We start from the raw sequence: 17,923 nt of genomic DNA, 5'->3' as shown, positions 1-17,923 counted from the left end.
GGCACGGGCTCCGCCGCCTCGACCATGGTGCGGCGCAGGAGCCGGGAGAAGGGGTGAGCAGGGCCCACAATCTCCTGCTCGACGCCGACCGGGTCGTGCGAGCGCAGGACACGTCCGTGCAGGATGGTGTGCCGTAAGGTGTAGTAGGCGCTCTCTTGCTCCCGCCAGTTCGGGCCCGATCCTTCTCCGTGGGCATCGTGAGCCCCCGTTTCTCTCGCAAAGCTGCGGACGGCTCCCAATTTGATCGCCGCGCCCCACCTCGGATTCGTGGTAGAGACGTACGAGACGGTCGGCGGGGAGATCCGCAGCAGGAGTCGCGTCTCCTGTCGGCCTTGTCTTCTCCGAACTGCGGGCTGCGGTCAGCAGCCCGGACCTCGACCGATTTTTGCGGGCTGATGGCGCGCGAGTCGTCCTGCTATCGGGACGTCTTCCCCGTCGCCTTCACCGGTCGGTCGTGGCGCAGATCGTCGAAGAGTTCGGCCGACTTCTTGGCGTCCCACTTCAGTACGTTGCCCTTTGGCGTGGGGACGCCGAAGCCGGACACCGGCACGTTGATCTGCTTGCCGTGTCCGCCCGAAACGCTCTGCACGGCGCGGAACATCCTGCTGAGATCGCGCAGGCTCATGTCCTTGTCGACGATGAGCGTATCGAGCCCGGCCTGTATGGCCGGACCGACTTCCCGCGGGTCGAAGAGGGTGCCGGGCCGGGCGGCCTGGTGGGCGAGGGTCGACAGGAACTTCTGCTGGTTCCTTGACCGGCCCAGATCGCCCTCCTTCTCCTGGTGCCGCTGGCGGACGAAGGCGAGCGCCTGCTTGCCGTTCAGGGTGTGACAGCCCTTGCGCAGGTCGGCGCCTGACTTCTTGTCCTTGATGTCCCGGTCCAGGCACATCCGAACGCCGCCGATTGCGTTGACGATGTTCACGAATCCGGCGAAGCCGATCTCCGCATAGTGGTCGATGCGCAGCTTGGTGTTCTTCTCGACGGTGTGCACCAGCAGTTCGGGGCCGCCGTAGGAGAATGCGGCGTTCAGTTTGTCTCCCTCGGGCTGCTTGGTCTTGCCCGTCGTGGTGTCGAGGCGGCCGGGCACGGTGATCCAGGAGTCGCGCGGCAGGCTGACCAGGCTGGTGCCGTGGGCCCCCGTGTGCAGCAGCATCATCGAGTCGGTGCGCCGCCCGCCGCCTCCGCCGGCGTGCAGGTTCTTCACGTCGTCCAGGGAAAGCCCGTCGCGGCTGTCCGAGCCCACGATGAGGTAGTTGGTGCCCTCGCCGGGCGGCGGGCGGTCCCCGTACGCGCCGAGGTCGACGTCACGCTGGAGCTGTGTGTCGGCCCAGCCGTACGTGCCGCCTGCCGCGACGACCGCAACGGCTATCAGGGCGAGCATCGCCCGCCGCAGTTTCCTGCGTTTCTTCGGCTGCCGGGCGTGGGCGCGCCGGGGTCCGTAGCGGGAGCTGGGGCGTTGGGCGAACCGCCCACGCACGGCGGAGGCTTCCGGTGCCGCGTAGGGGCCCTGGCCGGCGTACGGTTCCAGATCGGCGTACGGCTCCGGGGCGAGGTGCGGCCACCGGCCGGCGTACGGAGCCGAGGTCTGGCCGGGTGTCGGCTCCCGGCCAGACCTCGGTTCCGAGCGCCACAGTTCGCCCGTCATCTGGACCGGCTCCCGGTGCAGGGGACGGCTCCCGGCGTCGCCGTTCCAGCCGTGCTCCCCCGTGGGCATGGTGCGTCCGGCCCGCTGGTCAAGCGGGTCTGTCATGGTCAACTCCCTTGGTCACCTTCCAGGTCCGACTCGCGCGGCCGCTCGCCGGTTCCCGTCCGTCCCTTGCCGCCCCTGGATCACTTCGGCGACAGGCTCCCTCGCGGGGGCGGCTCGTCGAGCGGCTCTGCGGGCCTGTGTGCGGGCGGCGCTTGGAGCAGATACGGGTCTGCGGTTCCGGTGCGCTGCATGCTGTGCCACTTCAGGCGGGTGCCGAGCAGCGCCGTGGTCACGGAGTGGATGACCACCAGGTACATCAACTGCCGGTAGACGAACTGCTGGAGCGGCAGCACCCACAGCACGCGCAGCCGTTCGCGGTCCAGCCGCAGCGCGTACGCGGCGGTGACCAACTGCACGGCGAGGAAGGCGAACCAGACGAGGGCGGCCTCCACGGGGTCCCGGAACAGTGCCCCGAACAGGGCGAACATGTCCACGACCGGTGCGCACAGCGGCAGCACGATCTGGAACAGCGTGACGTAGAGCAGCACGCGACGGCCGAAGCGTCCGGCGGGGCCGACCTCCGTCACCGCGTGACGGTGCTTCCACATCGACTGGAGGGTGCCGTAGCACCAGCGGTAGCGCTGGTGCCACAACTGCCGCACGGTGCTGGGCACTTCGGTCCAGGCAACTGCCGACTCCTCGTAGACGACGCGCCAGCCGGCCCGCCAGAGCGCCATCGTGAGGTCGGTGTCCTCGGCCAGGGTTTCGTCGCTGACGCCGCCGACGCCCATCAGCGCGTCCCTGCGGAAGGCGCCGATCGCCCCCGGCACCGTCGGCATGCACTCCAGGACCTCGAACATCCGCCGGTCGAGGTTGAAGCCGAGGACGTACTCCAGGTGCTGCCATTTACCCAGCAGGCGGCGCCGGTTGCCGACCTTGGTGTTGCCGCTGACCGCGCCGACCGCCGGATGGGCGAGCGGCTGGACCAGCCGGGCCAGCGCCTCGGGTTCGAAGATGGTGTCCGCGTCGACCATGACGACGATGTCGTGCCGGGCGTGTGCCAGGCCGGTGTTGAGGGCGCTGGGCTTGCCGCCGTTGGGCTGCCGGATCACCGTCACCCGCGGGTCGTCGATGTCCTCGGCGATGTCGGCGGTGGCGTCGCTCGAGCCGTCGTCGATCACGATGATCTGCACATGCGGGTGGGTGGAGGCGAGCAGCGAGTACACGGTGGAGGCGATGCCTGCCTCCTCGTTGTACGCGGGCACCAGGACCGTCACCGGGTCCCGCACCTCGCGCAGCCGTGGGGTGCCGGGCCGGTACCGGTGCAGCCTGCGCACGTGAATCCGGGCGAACATCGCGAACAGGAGCATCCGCAGGACGCCGAGCGCGCCCGTGAGGGTCAGCGTCCACACCATCACGGTGAGGAAGGCGTGCCCGAGCCGCTGCGACCAGATCAGGCCCTCGCCCTTGAGCTCCTGGGCGACCGTGACCTCATCAAGGAAGGAGGGACGTTCCAGCCCGCCGCTGACGGTGGTGAACCGTTTCACCCGGCGGTCTTGCAGAAGATCCTTGGCCTCGTGGTAGCCCAGGTCGGTCTGGCTGTGCTGCGTCACCACTCCCCGCCACGGCTTGCGGGCCTTGTGGTCCGAGGCGACCACCAGGTACCCCTGCGCCGCCGCGCGCTGCGCGGCCGGCCACTGGGCGCCGCAGAGCGTGTCCGCGGCCGTGGTGTGCGGCAGCCGCAGCAAGGTGGTGTGAATGCCGGCCGCACCGGCGAGAGCGCTCTGGGTGAGCGACAGCTCCAGCCGCGCGCGCAGCGGCGAGGCGACACCGAGGTCGCCGCCGCTGTAGGTGTACGAGCCGATCTCGTGGCCCTCGCGCAGGATCCGCCGCATCAGCTTCGGGTGCCGGGCCGCGTCCTTCCCGTAGACGAAGAAGGTCGCCCGCGCGTGGTGCCTGCGCAGAAGGTCGAGCAGGCGCGGCGTCCACACCGGGTCGGGCCCGCCGTCGAAGGTGAGCGCGACGGTCCCCGGCGGCATGGCCGCGGTGGCGACCCCCGTCGGACCGAACCGCAGCAGCGGCTTCCCGTCGTCCGCCTCGCGCGGGATGGGCTGGGTGCACGGCGGCTTGGCGCGCGCGGCGTCGACTTGGTGGGTCGTCCAGCCCTCGAAGAGGAGGGTGACGGCGACCACCAGGAGGACCAGCAGGAGGACGAGCCAGTGTCCGCGCGGCGGGCGGCGGACATCGGCGTGCCGGCTCACTGCTCAAGGCCTCCGGCCGACGGGGCGGATCTACCGGCCGGCGGGTCATGGTCGCCGCGGTCCGCGTGGACACTGCCCGGCGGCCGGGAGGCCTCGGCTCGGGCCGGTGCGCCGCGACCGTGCAGCTCCTCGCCGCGGTCCGGGCCGGAAGCCGCCCGCCCTCCAGTACTCGGCGGATGTGTGCCGACGGGCTGCCTAAGTCCGCTGATCAGCATGCCGACGAACAGTAAGTACCCGAGGCAGGCGCAGCCCAAGACCAGCGCCACGCCTTGCAGCGTCCGCCGGCGCCAGCCCGACTCGTCGATGAAGACGGGCAGTTGGGAGGCGGCGGCCTGGGGACGCCGTGCCTGCGGGGTCACGGGAGGCACGGCCCCCCGGTGCGGCATGCGCTGCGGCATGTCCCGCCCTGGGTGCTGCGCCCTGCGTGCAGGGGGCATGGACGGCAATCGCCCGTCATGCGGAGTGCTGGCTATGTGGGGGATGCCCTGCACTGATGCTCCTGATCTGAGGCCGCGCACGCGCGACTCTTTGTGGGTGGGGGGTACGGGCCCGGAGGTCCGCTGTGCTGCCCGTGAGACGTCCAGGCCCCATCCCGGTGCCGGCGGGCACGAAGGGTTCCCGTACACGCACATGCCCTGCGCCTGTCCTGGGTTGCGCCAGGAAGGCACGTACGCATGCGCCCTCACAAGGGCCGGCAGGCCCGGGGTGCAGCCGTCAGCCGACATGCAGCCCCTCGACCCTACTCGGGCACCCGGGTGGCACGGCAACAGGCCGCTTGTTGCACAAAAGGGCAGTTGAGGCGTCTGCCCCTTGATGGGGCAGGGCTTGATCCACATAGTTGCCGGTCGGTAGCGATGTCGGTGCCCGCACCGGCCGAAGGGGGTCCGCATGACCGAGCACGCCCGCTCAGCGCTTGAACACCTGCGGGACGCGAGTCAGTTTCAGTGGTACGTCATTGCCCTCCTGCTGCTGGTCATCTATGTCTACGCCGCCGAGGTAGAGCGCCGGAACTGGAACGTCTTCTTTGCCGGCCTTGCGCTGTGGGGCATGGACTGGTTCAACGAAACCTGGAATGCCCTCGTGCTCCACTTCACCGGCCGGGCGCCGGTCTGGGGAGCGACCGGACCGAGCGCGTATCAGATCCTTGTCGGGCTCAACATCGAGATCTGCCTGATGTTCGCGGTCATGGGGGTAGTGGCTGCCAAGCTTCTCCCTCCGAAGCAGACACGCATCCTGGGGATGCCCAACAGACCAGTGTTCGTGCTGGCGAACTCGCTCGCCTGTGTGGGTGTGGAGCTCCTGCTGCATCGGATGGGCGTGCTGACCTGGGACTGGTCCTGGTGGCAGGCCGACTTCCCCCTCCTGATCCTGCTGTTGGGCTATGCCCCGTTCTTCGTCGTCGTCGCTCTGGTCCACGACCTGCCCCGCGTGCGCACCAAGGCCGTGGTCGTCGCCGCCCTCTTCGCCTTCGACGCGGTATGCCTGGCGACGTTCGGCCTGCTCGGGTGGCTGTAGGAGTAGGGGCCCCGGGGAGCATCGGCGATCGGCGCGCGACGGTGGGCGCCCGGCAGGGCACCGCCCGCCAGCGACGGCCTGCATGCTGCTGTGGCAGCAGCCGACGGCATCCTCCGGCTTTCGTGCATGCAACCCCGTGTCTTCTTCAGCCTGAACCTGCGCTGACCGCAACGGGCAGTCACACCGCACCCGGGGCCCGGTCGTCCGACGGGAGGCCGGCCCCTGCACCACAGCCGGGTAACGGACAGGGCCCGGGGCGCGGCTGGCTGGACTGGCCTCCGTACACGACGGTGGCCGGGGCTGGTCGCAGTCATGCATGGTGACTGCGGACCAGCATGGTCGGTTCCCGGCGGGCGCGTCGCCCGCCGGGAGGAGTTCCCCGCCACCAGTGAGCGCTCGCGCCTTCTCACCGTGGGCCGCAGATACGTTACTTCCAGATCGCGGTGACCCATTCAGGGTGGTCTATGAACGGGTTCCGGTTCTTCTGTATGCCGTAGATCTTGTCGTTGCGGGCCTTCTCGAACGCGTCGGGCGGGTCGGCCTTATGCCACTGCTTCAGCACGGACAGCCGGCCCATGGCCGGGGCACTGCCGTTGCCGACCTGGTCGTTGGGCTCCAGGTTCGGGAAGCTGTCTGTACCGTCGTAGCGGACGGCCATGTAGAGGATCATGCGGGCGACATCGCCCTTGACGGCGTCCCGGGGTTCGAAGGAGTCGCTGTCGGAGCGGCTGCCGGGGGCTTGGTCGACGGGGTCGCCGCCGTTGTCGAAGTCGAGGTTTCCGCGGGTGGAGTTGACGGAGGAGTCCTCCGGCCGCAGGTGGTGGATGTCGGTGCCCGGTCCGGTGCTGGTGCCGAAGTCGCCGTGGCTCTTGGCCCATACGTGCTCGCGGTTCCAGTCGTTGGCACCCGAGCCGTGTGCGCCCTTGGCCTGGGAGCGGCCGCTGTAGATCAGAATGACGTTGTTCGGGTTGTCCGGGTCCTCGTCGGTGGTCTCCAGCGCATCCCATACCTCGTCGTAGGAGAGCTTGGTCTGTTCGCTGATGATCGGGTGCAGTGCTGATTTGAGTTCGTCGCCGGTCTTGCCGACGGCGTCCTTGTAGTAGGCGTCGCCCTGGGGCCTGTCCGCCGGGGCAGCCGGGCGACCGGCTCCGCGAGCGTCAAACGGGGCGCTGTCGGTGGCGAACGCTGCGGCCGGGGCGGCAACGGCAGCCGCTGCTACGGCGGCCAGGACGGGGCGGCGCCACGGGTGGCGCAGACGGTGAGCGGACATGAAGTGGGGGGGTGTCCTCTCTTACGTGGGCGGGCCCGCCGCAGGATCGCTGCGGCTTCAGTCCCGCCCGGCCGACGGCGGGGCGGGTGCCCAACAGGCGGATACTGGTGGGTAGTTCGAAGCAAGGAGCTTGCCACCAACCAGAGAGCGGTAAGTGGATACCCTGCGCCCGTCTGGTACCGAGACGGTGAAGGCCGCAGCTCGGCGTAGGCTCAGCAAGCCCTACGACCGCCGGCAGGCCCCCATCAGCGTTAAGCCCTGCCCCCTGACGGTCGCCCGGGACGCCGGCTGGAAGGTCCCGACCTGCCCGGACTTCACCCGGCACCTGACGGGCCGTCCACATCACCGGCACTGCCGGGCGGTGTTGATGCACCGGACATCTCCGGCTGCAGTACCGGGCAGGTGAGATGAACCACAAAAACTGGCCGCCTTGGCTCGCCGATGGCAGTCCATCTACGCGGCCTCATCCGCCAGTTGCTGCTCAACCCTCCAGCCTCAACCTCTGCCTGCATTTCCGCCCTAAGAGGCAGAAGGGAAGGAAGCAGCCCCACAGGCGCCACGCCGCGAGCCCGAAACGATGATCTGATGTTCCGTCAAAAATGATCACCTGTAGTTAAGTTGCGCTCAGGAACACCAACTTGGGAAGGCTCACCATGTCCGCCACCACTCGCACCGTTCTCATCACCGGAACCTCTTCCGGAATCGGCCTCGCCGTCGCCGTCGCCGCCGCCCGAGCTGGCTGGCGTTCGATTGCCACCCTTCGCGACACCACCCGCGCCGACGCGCTGCGTGAAGCCGCTGCAGAAGCAGGCATCGAGCTCGACATCCGTGCACTTGATGTAACCGACGAGACGTCCGTCGCTGCCGCTGTTGACGGGGTGATCGCCGATCATGGCCGCCTGGACGCCGTCGTGAACAACGCGGGGGCCGGACATTTGGGCACTCTGGAGAACGACTCCCTCGCAGACATTCGCGACGTGATGGAAGTCAACTTCTTCGGTGTGCTGAGCGTCTCCAAGGCCGCGCTTCCCCACCTGCGGACCACCGGCGGCCGCTTGATCACTGTCACCAGCGTCGGGGGTGTCGTCGGACAGCCCTTCAACGAGGCATATTGTGCCGCGAAGTTCGCCGTCGAAGGCTACATGGAGAGCCTGGCACCCGTCGCGCGGACACAAGGCGTACATGTGTCCGTCGTGGAACCCGGAGCTGTGGACAGCAAGTTCGTGAGCAATATCGGCATCGACCTCGATGCCGACGTTTCCGTCGCCGCCGATCCCTACTCTGACACGCTGCGCCATTACATCAACCGCACCGCAGACCAGTTCCTGGACGGAAGCGCCCAGACACCGGCGGCAGCGGCCGAGGCCGTGATGGAGGTTCTCAACGCCGACCGGCCCAAGTTCAGGGTCCAGACCTCCGACTGGGCTCGCACCTTCGTCAGCACCAAGCTGGCGGACCTCGACGGCTCCGCAGTTCACGGAGTCACCGATGCCTGGGTCGGCTGACCGCCGAACGGCAGCAAGCTTCGTCAGGTTCTCTTGATCGTTGGGGTTGCTGGTGTCGGGTTGTCAGCGGGGGCAGGTACGGTTCTTGGGGTGATCACGACGCACGCCTACCGGTTTGCGCTGGACCCGACGCCGCGTCAGGCCGGTGCGATGTTCCGGCATGCCGGCGCGGCTCGTGTCGCCTACAACTGGGGTCTGGCCGTGGTGAAGGCGAACTTGTCCCGGCGTGAGGCGGAACGCTCCTACGGCATTGCCGAGGCGGAGTTGACGCCTACGGTGTCGTGGTCGATGTACTGGCTGCGCAAGGCGTGGAACCAGGCAAAGGACGCCGTTGCCCCCTGGTGGGCGGTGTGCTCGAAGGAGGCGTACGCCACCGGTCTTGACCGGCTCGCGTCTGCGTTGAAGAACTGGGCCGATTCCAAGCGGGGCAGGCGCAGGGGCCCGCGGATGGGTTTCCCGCGCTTCAAGTCGAAGCGGAAGGCCACGCCTTCGGTCAGGTTCACCACGGGTGTGATCCGGCTGGACGGGCGTATGCATGTGGTGCTGCCCGTGCTGGGGCGGATCAGGACACACGAGTCCACATGCAAGCTCGGCCGCCTCATCGAGGCGGGGAGCGCGCGGATCAAGTCCGCGACCGTCGGGCAGGAGGCCGAACGCTGGTTCGTCTCCTTCATCGTGGAAGTCCAGCGCGCGGAGCGTACGCCCACCCGGCCGGATGCGGTGATCGGCGTCGATCTCGGGGTGAAGACCCTCGCGGTGTTCTCCGACGGGCGCCCGGCCACCGAGAACCCGAAGCACCTGGCCGAAGCACAGCGGAAGCTGGGCCGCCTGTCCCGTACGGTCTCCCGCCGCCGAGGGCCCGACCGGCGCACCGGACAGCAGCCCTCGAACCGGTGGAAGCGCGCCGACGCCCAGCGCAACCGCGTGCACCACCGCGTCACCGCGCTGCGCCGGGACGGCATACACAAGCTCACCACCTCCCTGGCTGGGGAGTACGGCACCGTGGTGGTGGAAGACCTCAACGTCGCCGGCATGGTGAAGAACCGGAAGCCGGCCCGCTCGATCGCGGATACCGGGTTCGGTGAGATCCGCCCGCAACTCGCCTACAAGACCGCCTGGAACAGCGGACGGCTCGAAGTCGCCGACCGCTGGTTCCCCAGCTCGAAAACGTGCAGTGCCTGCGGCAACGTGAAACCCAAGCTGCCGCTGCGGGTACGCACCTACATCTGCGAAGACTGCGGACTGGTCCTGGACCGGGATGAGAATGCCGCACTCAACCTCGCCGCACTCGTGAAGCGGCACGTCGCCGGGAGTGGCCCGGAGACAGTAAACGGACGTGGAGCCGACCGTAAGACCCCGCCTGGCCGGGCAGGTGGCCATGAAGCGTCTACCCCGCACCGGGCGACCCCTGCCCGGGTAAGACGGGGACCTTCGTCCAGCAATGGGCGAATCACTGCGATTCACTGAGAATCCAGCGAACGGATTGCCACTCCGGTCTCACCCTCCGACGGCGGCGGATTGCAGGGCGGTGCGGAGCTGGCGGCGGCCGGTGAGGTGAAGCTTGGTGTAGACGTTGCCGAGGTGATACTCGACGGTCTTGGGGCTGACGAAGAGCTCGCGGGCGATCTCCTGGTTGGTCAGGCCCCGGCTGGCAAGGTGGGCGACTTCGTGTTCGCGTTCGGTCAGGGTGTCGGCCGGGCCGGGTACATCGGCCGGTATGCCGGCGGGGTGGAGCGGAGCGAGGTCGTGGGCGGCGCGCCGGGCGTGAGGGGTGGCGCCGAGGGTGGTGTAGGTGTGGTGGGCCTGCTGGAGGTGGTGGGCAGCCTCGTCGGGCCGGCCGGTGGCCTGGAGGTGGCGGGCGAGGTGGTGGTGGAGGAAGGCGCGGTGCAGGGGAATGTCGTCGCCGTCGCGAGCCGGAGTGGCCAGACCCTCGCGGTAGTGGTGCAGGGCGGTGTGGGTGTCGCCGTGGGCGGTGGCGAGGCGGCCGTGCAGCCAGTGGCTGGTGGCGGTGAGGGCGGGCACGTGCTCGGCGAGTCGGTCGAAGGCGTGCAGGGCGTCCTCGGCATGGCGGAGGTCGTCGGCGGTGGGTCGGTGGTCGGGGGCGGTGAGGGCCTCGATGTACAGCGGAGCCCACAGCACCAGCAGGGCGGTGCGCGCTCCAGGGGTGATGGCGTTGGGGTCGTCCAGCAGCCGGATGGCCTCGCGGATGGCCGGCCGGTCGGCGTGGGCCTGTGCCAGTACCGCCGTGGCTAGCACCGGGAAGATGCAGTTCCGCTCCGGGAAGAGCGCGGCCGCCTCGCGGCAGGCGGCCAGGTCGGTTTCGGCCTGGCCGCGGTGGCCCTGCTGCGCGTGCACCATGGCGGCGACCGTGTGGCCGGCAGCTAGGCCGTAGGGCAGTGCCAGGGTGTCGGCGACCAGCAGGGCGTGGCCGGCGCTGATGGCGGCATCCGGCCATTGGCCGGTGAGGTAGCGGCCGAAGCCGAGCATGTAGTGGACGGAGGGCGTGACGGCGAGATTGCCGTCGGCGCGCATGCGGGCGGCGAGGGTGGCCAGGTCGTCGACCCCGGCCCCGAGCTGTCCGGCCAGCACCCGCAAGCCGCCCCGGTGGTTCAGCAAGAAGCTGTCTTTGTGGGCGACCCGGTCGGCGTGCTCGGGCAGGCCGGTCTCGGCCATCACTGCCAGCCCGGCCGGGGCCCCGTCGGCATACCCGACCGCCCATGCGAGGTCGCCGTAGACCTCGTAGGTCGCCGGGCTCGGCGGCATCCGGTCCACGACCGGGCGCAGGACGGCAACCGCCCGGGGGCCGTCGGCCCGCAGGAGGTGCATGACGCCGAGCCAGGTGGCGGCCCTCAGGCGGGTGGCCAGGTCGCCGGCCGAGGCCGTGAGGGGCGCGAGGAGCCGCTCGGCGGCGCCGAGGTCGCCGCCGAGGCCGGCCAGGGAGCCGAGGGCGGCGTCGCGGGCCGGGCTGGGGGCGCAGTGTTCGAGGGCCGGGTGCAGGGTACGGGCGCGGGCGATGGCCCAGCTGGCGAGGAGGTGGGTGACGGCAGTGATCAGGTGGTGTTCGTGCTGTTCGCGGGTGGGGGCGAGGTCGGCGGCCCACAGCTGGAGCGTGGCGGCGCGGTGGTGACGGCCCTCTCCTGCCTGCCGGGTGGCCTCGTCGGCCAGCCGGCCCGCCAGTTCCGGGTCGGTGGTGACGGCGGCGGCCACCCGGTGGTCCCAGGCCCGGTCCGGGCCGACCAGGGTGGCAGCGGCGGCGTGCAGGGCGTGGCGGCGGCTGGGAGTGATGGCCTGGTAGACGGCGTCGCGCTGGAGCTGGTGGTGCATACGCAGCGGGGTGGTGGGCTCGTCCGGCTGCCACTGCACCAGGCCTCCGGCCAGAGCCGCATCCAGGGCGGCGGCAGCATCGGACAGGCCGGCCAGCCGGGCGGCGGTGGCCAGCGGGGTGGCGGCGTCCAGGACAGCGAGAGCCTCAGTAAGGCGGCGGGCCTGCGCCGGCAGGCGGTCCAGGATGTGGCGGACCAGCTCGTCCAGGGTGGACGGCACCGGCAGCGGCACAGCCAGGTCCGCCAGCGCCCCGGGACCGGCCTCGCCAAGCAGCGACCGCAGATACAAGGGATGCCCGGCGGTGTGTTCCCACAGCCTGTCAACAGCCTGGCGGCTCAGTGTCCCGGCGCCGGCGACGGCAATCATCTGGGCCGTCTCCTCCACGCTCAGGCCCGTCAGCTTCAGCGGCAGCACCCGGGCCGCACCCCGGACAACCGTGTGCCAATCCCCCGCCGCGGCCGCCACGCCGTCAGAGGTCTCGGCGTCGTGGATCCGGGCCGTGAGTACCGTCAGAACGGGTTCGCTGTACAGGCGGCGCAGCACGAACGACAGCGCCTTGAGGGACTCGTCGTCCGCCCAGGGAATGTCGTCGATCACCACCGCCAGCGCGCCGGACTCGGCAGCGACGGCCAGAGCCGCCAGCAGATCCGCGCCTACAGCGAGCGGGGACCCCGTGGGCGCCGCCACCGGCTCCCCGATCCCGGACTTCGTCGCAGGCAGTCGGCGTAGCAGCTGCTCGACGACCCCGTAGGGGTAGTCCTGCTCGAAGAGGTCGCACGTACACCAGCACACCCGCATCCCGTCCGGTCCCGCCGCCAGCGCACGCCGCGCAAGCGCGGTCTTCCCGATCCCCGGCTCGCCCTCGATCACCACCACCCACGGCGCCCCCGCCACCGCCTCGGCCCGGCACTGTCCGATCGCCGCAAGCTCCTGTGCCCGGCCCGCGAAATCCCCCTCCGCCCCCGGCACAACCGCCGGCTCCCAGGCACCCGCCGCCGCGTAGGACATATCCCGCGACTCGGTATTCATGCCTGGCCACCAGCTTCCGCCACCTGCCGCAACTCGCTTTTCCAGGGTACGTCCTACCGACGGCGAGATCACCGCGACCGCCAGAACGTCGTGAGCGGCGGCGCGCCTACCGTCCGGGCTGTGGCCGTTGGCAGTGGGGGCACGCCACGAGGCAGCTGCCGTCGGCGACGGTTCCCCAGCCGTTGCACAGCGGGCAGTGCCTAGCGCGGGCGATGCCGACGGGTCGGTGCGATGCCGCTCTTGGACGACCAGCAGTTCCTCACGGCGATGGAGCAGCACAAGCAGGTCGACCCGGCAATGGAGCAGCACAAGCAGGTCGACCCGGCAATGGCCGCCGTGCTCGCCGCCATCAAGGCAACAGTGAAGGGCGGCCTCGGGAAGCTGCGGGAGCGCCCGCAGGGCAAGTCCTACAAGGGGGTCTGTACGGTCAACGGTGGATCTTCGAAACGGAGTACCACCTGATGACAGACATGACCGTGTCGGCTGAGGCCGGGACCGCCTCCGGGTGCGAGAGGAACCCTGTCGCCCTCCACCGCGCCACGACCTGGACCGGGCGCCCTGACGTTGGCCGTTCGCCCTCTATTAGGTCTTGCTCCGCGCCCGCTGGCGCCGGCCTGGCGGCCCGTCCAGACCGGCGGACGGGGCGACGTCACGCAGGGACGTGAAGCGGCGGGTGCTCGAGCACGCGGGGCTTGTACTCGACCAGCTGGATGCGGCCGTCGAAGGTGCGGTGCTCGATCATCTCGAGGGCAACGTCCGGATAGCCGTCGTAGATGCGTTCCTCGCCCGTGGCCCCGGTGATCACCGGGAACATCACGACCCGGAAGCGGTCGACGAGTCCGGCTCGTAGCAGGGACCGGCACAGGCTGAGGCTGCCGATCGTGCTGAGGAGCCCCGAGCCACTCGACTTCATGGCGCGGACCGCCTCGACGGCGTCGTCGCGGACGAGCGTGGAGTTGGCCCACGTCAGTGGCTCCTCGAGTGAGGAGGAGAACACCACCTTGGACGCCTGCGTGAGCTCGTCGACGGACGCCTCACGGCGCAGCCCACCCCGGACCGTCCCGACGGCGCGCTCATCGCCACCACCGCCCCGCACCGCTGGGCAGGAGAGCCCGTCCGTGTACTGGACCTCACTCCCTGACCACAACAGCAGACAATGCGGCCCCGCCGATCCGGCGGGGCGGGTCTATCACGAATCATGACACTCCCGGCGATGAGTGAGGTCGCTTGTGGGAGGAATGGCTGGGGAGTTGGCGGGGTGAGTGGCTTTCAGGTGACGGGGTGTCCGAGGCTGAGGGCGGCTTTGCGGAAGCGGTCGAGTTTGTCGACGGGGACGGAAAGGTGGCGGCCGCCGAGGCGGGTGGCGAGCGCGCGGATGCGCCGGTCGCTGGCCAGCAGCGCGCAGGTGGCGACGTCTGCGCACTCGATGAGGTGGACGGGTCCGAGATCGCGGGCCTGGCCGACGCGCCGCTCGGCGTCGGCCAGGAGCGTGGCGACTGTGTCCGGTAGGGCGGTGACGTGGTTGAGGTAGGTGCGTAGTTCGGCGAGGTTGCGTCCGGCGTGCACAGCGGCCAGGAGGGAGGCGGGGCTCACGGTCCAGGTCCAGTCGCCGGTGCGGGTGGCGAAGGCGTCCAGGAGCAGGGCCTGGGCCGGGGGGAGGCCGTCGAGGGCGACCAGGTCGTGGTTGGCTAGGACCTTCAGCCCTGTGGCGCCTCCGGCGGTGGCCGGTTCGGGGGCCGGCCCGGGGAGGTAGGCGGGCGTCTGGCCGGTGGCGTAGGCGCCGAGGGGGGTGAGGCGGATGGCTTGCAGGCCGTCGTAGCGGCTGAGGCGCTCCAGCCAGTCGCCGCCCCAGTTGTGCTGGTAGTCGTCGCGTGCCCCGGCCGGGTCCACGTACTCGACGTCGATCAGTCCCAGCGGTGCGGCGTACTCGAACAGCACGGCCATGGTGTAGCGGCCTTGGAGCAGCGTCCAGGGGTGGTGGCTGTCGTAGCCGAGGCTGCCGTACTCGGGGTCTTCCAGGTAGAGCTTCCACAGGGCGCGTTCGGAGCGTGCGACCGAGGGATTGTGCCCCGCCTTGCGCATGGTGGTGAAGAGCTGGTCGACGGTGGTCCACTCGCCGGCGATCAGGGCAGCCAGCGCGGCGCCGACGTGGCCGCGCCGCGGCTTGAGTGCGCTGAGCACGTTCGCGGCGCGCTGCCCTTTGATTGCTTCGATGCGGGAGAACTCGTCCAGGATCGTGCTGGAAAGCCAGCGTTGCCACAGGCCGGCCAGCACCTGGTTTGCGGGTTGAGTGAGGGCCTGCCGGCCGCGCGCGGTCAGCGCGAGCTTACCGGCAGCCAGCTGGGCCAGGCCGCCGGCCTGCAGGAGCAGGGGCCAGGCGAAGGCGGCTATCGGCTCATCGGGATAGAAGTCGCCTGCGTCCAGCATCTCGGCCACCTGGACGAGGGTTGCGGCGGACGGGCGCAGTGTCTTGGCACTGCACTTCACCCGGCCTGCGGCGCACAGTTGCAGCAGTGTCCGCAGATCGGCCTGGGCGCGGTGTTCGGTCAGGCGGATCTGCGATGTCTCGGTGTTGTGCGGGTGGGTCACATCGGCCCCGAGGCGAGGATGTAGTGGTAGTTGCCCGCGCCGCGGGTGCGCTCCAAGGTGGCCAGCACCGCGCGGGCGTCATCGCGGGGACCGTTCAGATAGAAAGGCATCCCCTGGTTCCCGAAGCCGATCTGCGCTAGCGCGCCGGCTGGTTCCCCCAGCACTGCGGCTGCTTGCGTGAAGCCGGGGGCCGGCTCGAATCCGAGCTCACGGGCGTAGGCCACGGCCCCGTAGACGATGGCCTGCGCCTGCTCGATACCGATCGGCAGGGAGGGTTCCTGGAACGCGCTGTAGTAGGAGCGCCGGTAGGCCTTCAGCGAACCCGCACCCATGGTGCGGGGCTCGATCACGTTCTTGATGCCCAGGCAGTACACGTCTACCAGCACACCGGTCACCGTCACCCGGCTTGCCCGTTCCCGGCGTGCCACCAGCAGCTGCGCGAACCCCGCCCCGGTTGCTTCCTCACCCGCCGAGGAGTCCTGGGCCGCCCACCCAGGGCAGGCCGACAGGTCCAGCCCGCTGCTCCAGCCCGGACTCACCCAGCAGCCCACCACCGGCCGGTCTCCCGGTTCCACCGCCTGGTCGGCTGCTGCGGCCCGCCGCAGCAGCGCCCCCGCTTGCCCGGGGCGAAGCCCCAACGCCCGCGCCACCTGCTTGGGGCCACTGCCGGCTGCCCGCAACGCCCGTACCCGTTCCAGCAGTTCTGTGTCATCGTCTTCGCGCACTGCGCCAGTGTGCCCGACCAGCCCGAACCCCGTCGCTGCCGACCGCGGGCCCCCCGCGGCGCCTGGTACCGTGCCCGGGCACAACCTGGCAGGGTGTCAGCCCGCCCAGTGGCGGTAGGCCTCGATCCATTGCGTGCCGCTCGGTGCGGGAGTGCGCAGCGGCAGATCGAGAAGCCCGATGGGCTGCCGCTGTTCGCCGCGGGTGCAGATCGCCACGATCCCACTCTCGGTGAGGTCGACGCCGATGACGCTCACTTCCACTCCCAGGACCGTCGTGGCGAACGGCATGGCCAGATGTTCCTCGATCATCGTGAACAGGCCCGTGATTTCCTCGTCCTCGCCGTAGGCGTCGACGGTGGCCTCCTCGACCAGCCTGTCCAACTGGGCCCTGCTCCATGTCCCCATCCCGGGCACGATACCGGCCGCGCCCGGCCCCTCATGGAGCGCGGGGCGAGGGCGGTACACAACCCAGTCGTGGACGGGCTGTCATAGTGCACCGGACTCCTGACACAGGCCCAGGCTGCCTGGCAGCCGTTGTCTCGCGGTAACAGTCGGTCCGCACCGAGCAGAGGAAGCGCGGACCGACTGCACCATGGCCGTCTTCCAGAGGTGTGACGTCCTCGTAGCGACGAGCCGGAGAGTCCGGCGGGGTGGTGAGTCGGCGTCCCGATCCGGAATCTCGCAGGTATGAACGAGCGAGGTGATCAAGCAGTTACGGCAAAGAGCCTGGCCGTGGCCGTCACCAGCGGGTGGCGGCAGAGCGAACCGGAACGCCTGCACCACACAGCCGGGCCGCGGCCGGAACTTCCCGCTCACTCGACAGCCCCACCCCAAGCCCCGAAGACCTCCCACCACACCCAACGAAAACCACACCCAAAGGTCACACATTCGATGAAGGAACCCTCGTTCCCCTCCGGGAAACAAAGATCCGGAGTCTCGTACCAGACAGGACACGCCATCAGACACCGATCCCCACTCGGAGCACCGCACACCGTCACGGCACAAGACAACAGAGACCGAGAGACGCTGATGGATTACTCAACAGCTGCCAGCCCCTCGAACTGATCCCGCAGCCGCTCGGGGTATGGCCCGTACTCGCCTATCGGCAGGAACGGCTCGATCAACTTCCACTTCTCGTCAGTGAGTTGCCTGCGAGTCACGACCGTCTTCCAACCAGATCCCCCCAAGGGACCCGGATCGACAAAGATTGATCACATCACACAGGCCCTAGTGGGTCGCTGGGAGGAGCGAGCCCTGCCTGGTGCAGGTCGTCGGCAAGGGTGCGGTCATCCGCATGGCGTTCCAGCGACCGGAGCAGGGCGCGGGCCAGATCGATGTTGGGCCAGGCGTCGGTGGGAACCGGGCCCAACAGGTAACCGATGATCCACAGGCGGGCCAGCATCTCGGCCGTAGCGTCCCGCAGCACCTCGAAGAAGTGCGGGTCTGCAGCTGTCTCGAAGCCGGACGGTGTAGGAGGCAGAGCCTGCAACAGCTCCCATGCCGCAGTGAACAAATCCTCGGCGCTGTAGCCGGTGTCGGCGAACTGGCAGGCAAGGTCGTCCGACCAGGCCGCGGTCACGGTGGCGCACGCGTGCACCAGCGCACGTACCTCGTCCGTCTCGTCCGGACACGCGACCAGCTTGGCGCGCATGGCGCGCAGCCTGCCCATCAGCACATCGATGTCTTCGACCGTACGCAGGCGCATCACACCAGCACGAGAGACCTGCTTGTCACCCTTGCGGAGCATAGGACCAGGATGCGCCCCGATACTCCGCCAACGCACCTCAGGCGTGCAATCAACAGCACCCCTACAAGATTCACTTTCGGGAGTGCACCCTGACCAGAGGGGAAGATCCGCCTAACCATGACTCCCGGCACGCCTCCATCCGCTCACTTGAGCGATACGCCCTCCCGTGCGTCGACGCCGTCGCCAGGCACGTCGCCGCCCGGGACCCGGCCGCCCGCCGCAGCGGCTGACCCACGGTGCGGCGGCTCTCGCCGGACACCAATGCCGC

General features: G+C 69.6%; 12 protein-coding genes and 2 pseudogenes. 4 read left to right on the top strand and 10 right to left on the bottom strand.

Translation table 11 applies throughout. From position 1 onward, the window contains the following. Window positions 1-415 precede the first annotated feature (415 nt). From OG331_RS49505 to OG331_RS49495, 3 genes are all read right to left on the bottom strand, one after another. Window positions 416-1,750, bottom strand: coding sequence for an LCP family protein (locus OG331_RS49505; protein ID WP_406191265.1), 1,335 nt, complete (start codon window positions 1,748-1,750; stop codon window positions 416-418). An 80-nt stretch (window positions 1,751-1,830) separates the two neighbouring features. Then, window positions 1,831-3,951, bottom strand: a complete 2,121-nt coding sequence (locus tag OG331_RS49500; protein WP_406191267.1) for a bifunctional polysaccharide deacetylase/glycosyltransferase family 2 protein — start codon at window positions 3,949-3,951, stop codon at window positions 1,831-1,833. Beyond that, the gene (locus tag OG331_RS49495; RefSeq protein WP_406191269.1) at window positions 3,948-4,349 is read right to left on the bottom strand and encodes a hypothetical protein; all 402 of its coding nucleotides are present in this window, start codon (window positions 4,347-4,349) and stop codon (window positions 3,948-3,950) included. Before OG331_RS49495 ends, OG331_RS49500 begins: the two co-directional genes overlap by 4 nt. A 490-nt stretch (window positions 4,350-4,839) precedes the next feature. Between OG331_RS49495 and OG331_RS49490 the strand changes: the two genes are divergently transcribed. Further along, the gene (locus OG331_RS49490; protein ID WP_406191271.1) at window positions 4,840-5,466 is read left to right on the top strand and encodes a hypothetical protein; all 627 of its coding nucleotides are present in this window, start codon (window positions 4,840-4,842) and stop codon (window positions 5,464-5,466) included. A gap of 427 nt (window positions 5,467-5,893) precedes the next feature. Here the strand turns inward: OG331_RS49490 and OG331_RS49485 are convergent, their stop codons facing one another. After that, window positions 5,894-6,736, bottom strand: coding sequence for an endonuclease I family protein (locus OG331_RS49485; protein WP_406191273.1), 843 nt, complete (start codon window positions 6,734-6,736; stop codon window positions 5,894-5,896). A 653-nt stretch (window positions 6,737-7,389) separates the two neighbouring features. Between OG331_RS49485 and OG331_RS49480 the strand changes: the two genes are divergently transcribed. Both OG331_RS49480 and tnpB read left to right on the top strand, forming a co-directional pair. Then, the gene (locus OG331_RS49480; RefSeq protein WP_406191275.1) at window positions 7,390-8,241 is read left to right on the top strand and encodes an SDR family NAD(P)-dependent oxidoreductase; all 852 of its coding nucleotides are present in this window, start codon (window positions 7,390-7,392) and stop codon (window positions 8,239-8,241) included. Between the two features lie 90 nt (window positions 8,242-8,331). Then, the gene (gene tnpB, locus OG331_RS49475) at window positions 8,332-9,708 is read left to right on the top strand and encodes an IS607 family element RNA-guided endonuclease TnpB (protein ID WP_406191277.1); all 1,377 of its coding nucleotides are present in this window, start codon (window positions 8,332-8,334) and stop codon (window positions 9,706-9,708) included. 30 nt (window positions 9,709-9,738) lie between these two features. Here tnpB and OG331_RS49470 read toward each other — a convergent pair whose 3' ends face one another. Next, the gene (locus tag OG331_RS49470; RefSeq protein ID WP_406191279.1) at window positions 9,739-12,594 is read right to left on the bottom strand and encodes a LuxR C-terminal-related transcriptional regulator; all 2,856 of its coding nucleotides are present in this window, start codon (window positions 12,592-12,594) and stop codon (window positions 9,739-9,741) included. Window positions 12,595-12,816: 222 nt separating this feature from the next. On the opposite strand from OG331_RS49470, the pseudogene OG331_RS49465 reads away from it, so the two are divergent. Then, window positions 12,817-13,008: pseudogene (locus tag OG331_RS49465) on the top strand (hypothetical protein); the annotation flags it as partial. A 235-nt stretch (window positions 13,009-13,243) separates the two neighbouring features. Here the strand turns inward: OG331_RS49465 and OG331_RS49460 are convergent. The 5 genes and pseudogenes from OG331_RS49460 to OG331_RS49440 form a co-directional block, all read right to left on the bottom strand. Beyond that, window positions 13,244-13,630: pseudogene (locus OG331_RS49460) on the bottom strand (dihydrofolate reductase family protein); the annotation flags it as partial. Between the two features lie 233 nt (window positions 13,631-13,863). Then, complete coding sequence (locus tag OG331_RS49455; RefSeq protein ID WP_406191281.1) at window positions 13,864-15,183, bottom strand: helicase-associated domain-containing protein; 1,320 nt, start codon at window positions 15,181-15,183, stop codon at window positions 13,864-13,866. Then, window positions 15,180-15,908 (bottom strand): hypothetical protein, encoded by a 729-nt coding sequence (locus OG331_RS49450; RefSeq protein ID WP_406191283.1) that lies wholly within the window; start codon window positions 15,906-15,908, stop codon window positions 15,180-15,182. The genes OG331_RS49455 and OG331_RS49450 overlap by 4 nt, the downstream gene beginning before the upstream one ends. A 96-nt stretch (window positions 15,909-16,004) precedes the next feature. Further along, the gene (locus OG331_RS49445; RefSeq protein WP_406191285.1) at window positions 16,005-16,313 is read right to left on the bottom strand and encodes a hypothetical protein; all 309 of its coding nucleotides are present in this window, start codon (window positions 16,311-16,313) and stop codon (window positions 16,005-16,007) included. 811 nt (window positions 16,314-17,124) lie between these two features. Beyond that, a complete protein-coding gene (locus OG331_RS49440; protein WP_406191287.1) occupies window positions 17,125-17,655 on the bottom strand; it encodes a hypothetical protein in 531 nt (176 codons plus the stop codon). Window positions 17,656-17,923: the final 268 nt, after the last annotated feature.

This window comes from Streptomyces sp. NBC_01017 (assembly GCF_045162795.1).
In the GTDB taxonomy this organism is placed as follows: Bacteria; Actinomycetota; Actinomycetes; order Streptomycetales; family Streptomycetaceae; genus Streptomyces; species Streptomyces machairae.
Note: the sequence above shows the minus strand (reverse complement) of the source record. Positions and strands in the feature narration are given on the sequence as shown.

Excerpts from the sequence above, each read along its gene's own strand:
- OG331_RS49505 (WP_406191265.1), bottom strand. The coding sequence starts at position 1,750 with ATGACAGACCCGCTTGACCAGCGGGCCGGACGCACCATGCCCACGGGG.
- OG331_RS49495 (WP_406191269.1), bottom strand. The coding sequence starts at position 4,349 with ATGCCGCAGCGCATGCCGCACCGGGGGGCCGTGCCTCCCGTGACCCCG.
- OG331_RS49490 (WP_406191271.1), top strand. The coding sequence starts at position 4,840 with ATGACCGAGCACGCCCGCTCAGCGCTTGAACACCTGCGGGACGCGAGT.
- OG331_RS49485 (WP_406191273.1), bottom strand. The coding sequence starts at position 6,736 with ATGTCCGCTCACCGTCTGCGCCACCCGTGGCGCCGCCCCGTCCTGGCC.
- OG331_RS49480 (WP_406191275.1), top strand. The coding sequence starts at position 7,390 with ATGTCCGCCACCACTCGCACCGTTCTCATCACCGGAACCTCTTCCGGA.
- OG331_RS49470 (WP_406191279.1), bottom strand. The coding sequence starts at position 12,594 with ATGAATACCGAGTCGCGGGATATGTCCTACGCGGCGGCGGGTGCCTGG.
- OG331_RS49445 (WP_406191285.1), bottom strand. The coding sequence starts at position 16,313 with ATGGGGACATGGAGCAGGGCCCAGTTGGACAGGCTGGTCGAGGAGGCC.
- OG331_RS49440 (WP_406191287.1), bottom strand. The coding sequence starts at position 17,655 with ATGCTCCGCAAGGGTGACAAGCAGGTCTCTCGTGCTGGTGTGATGCGC.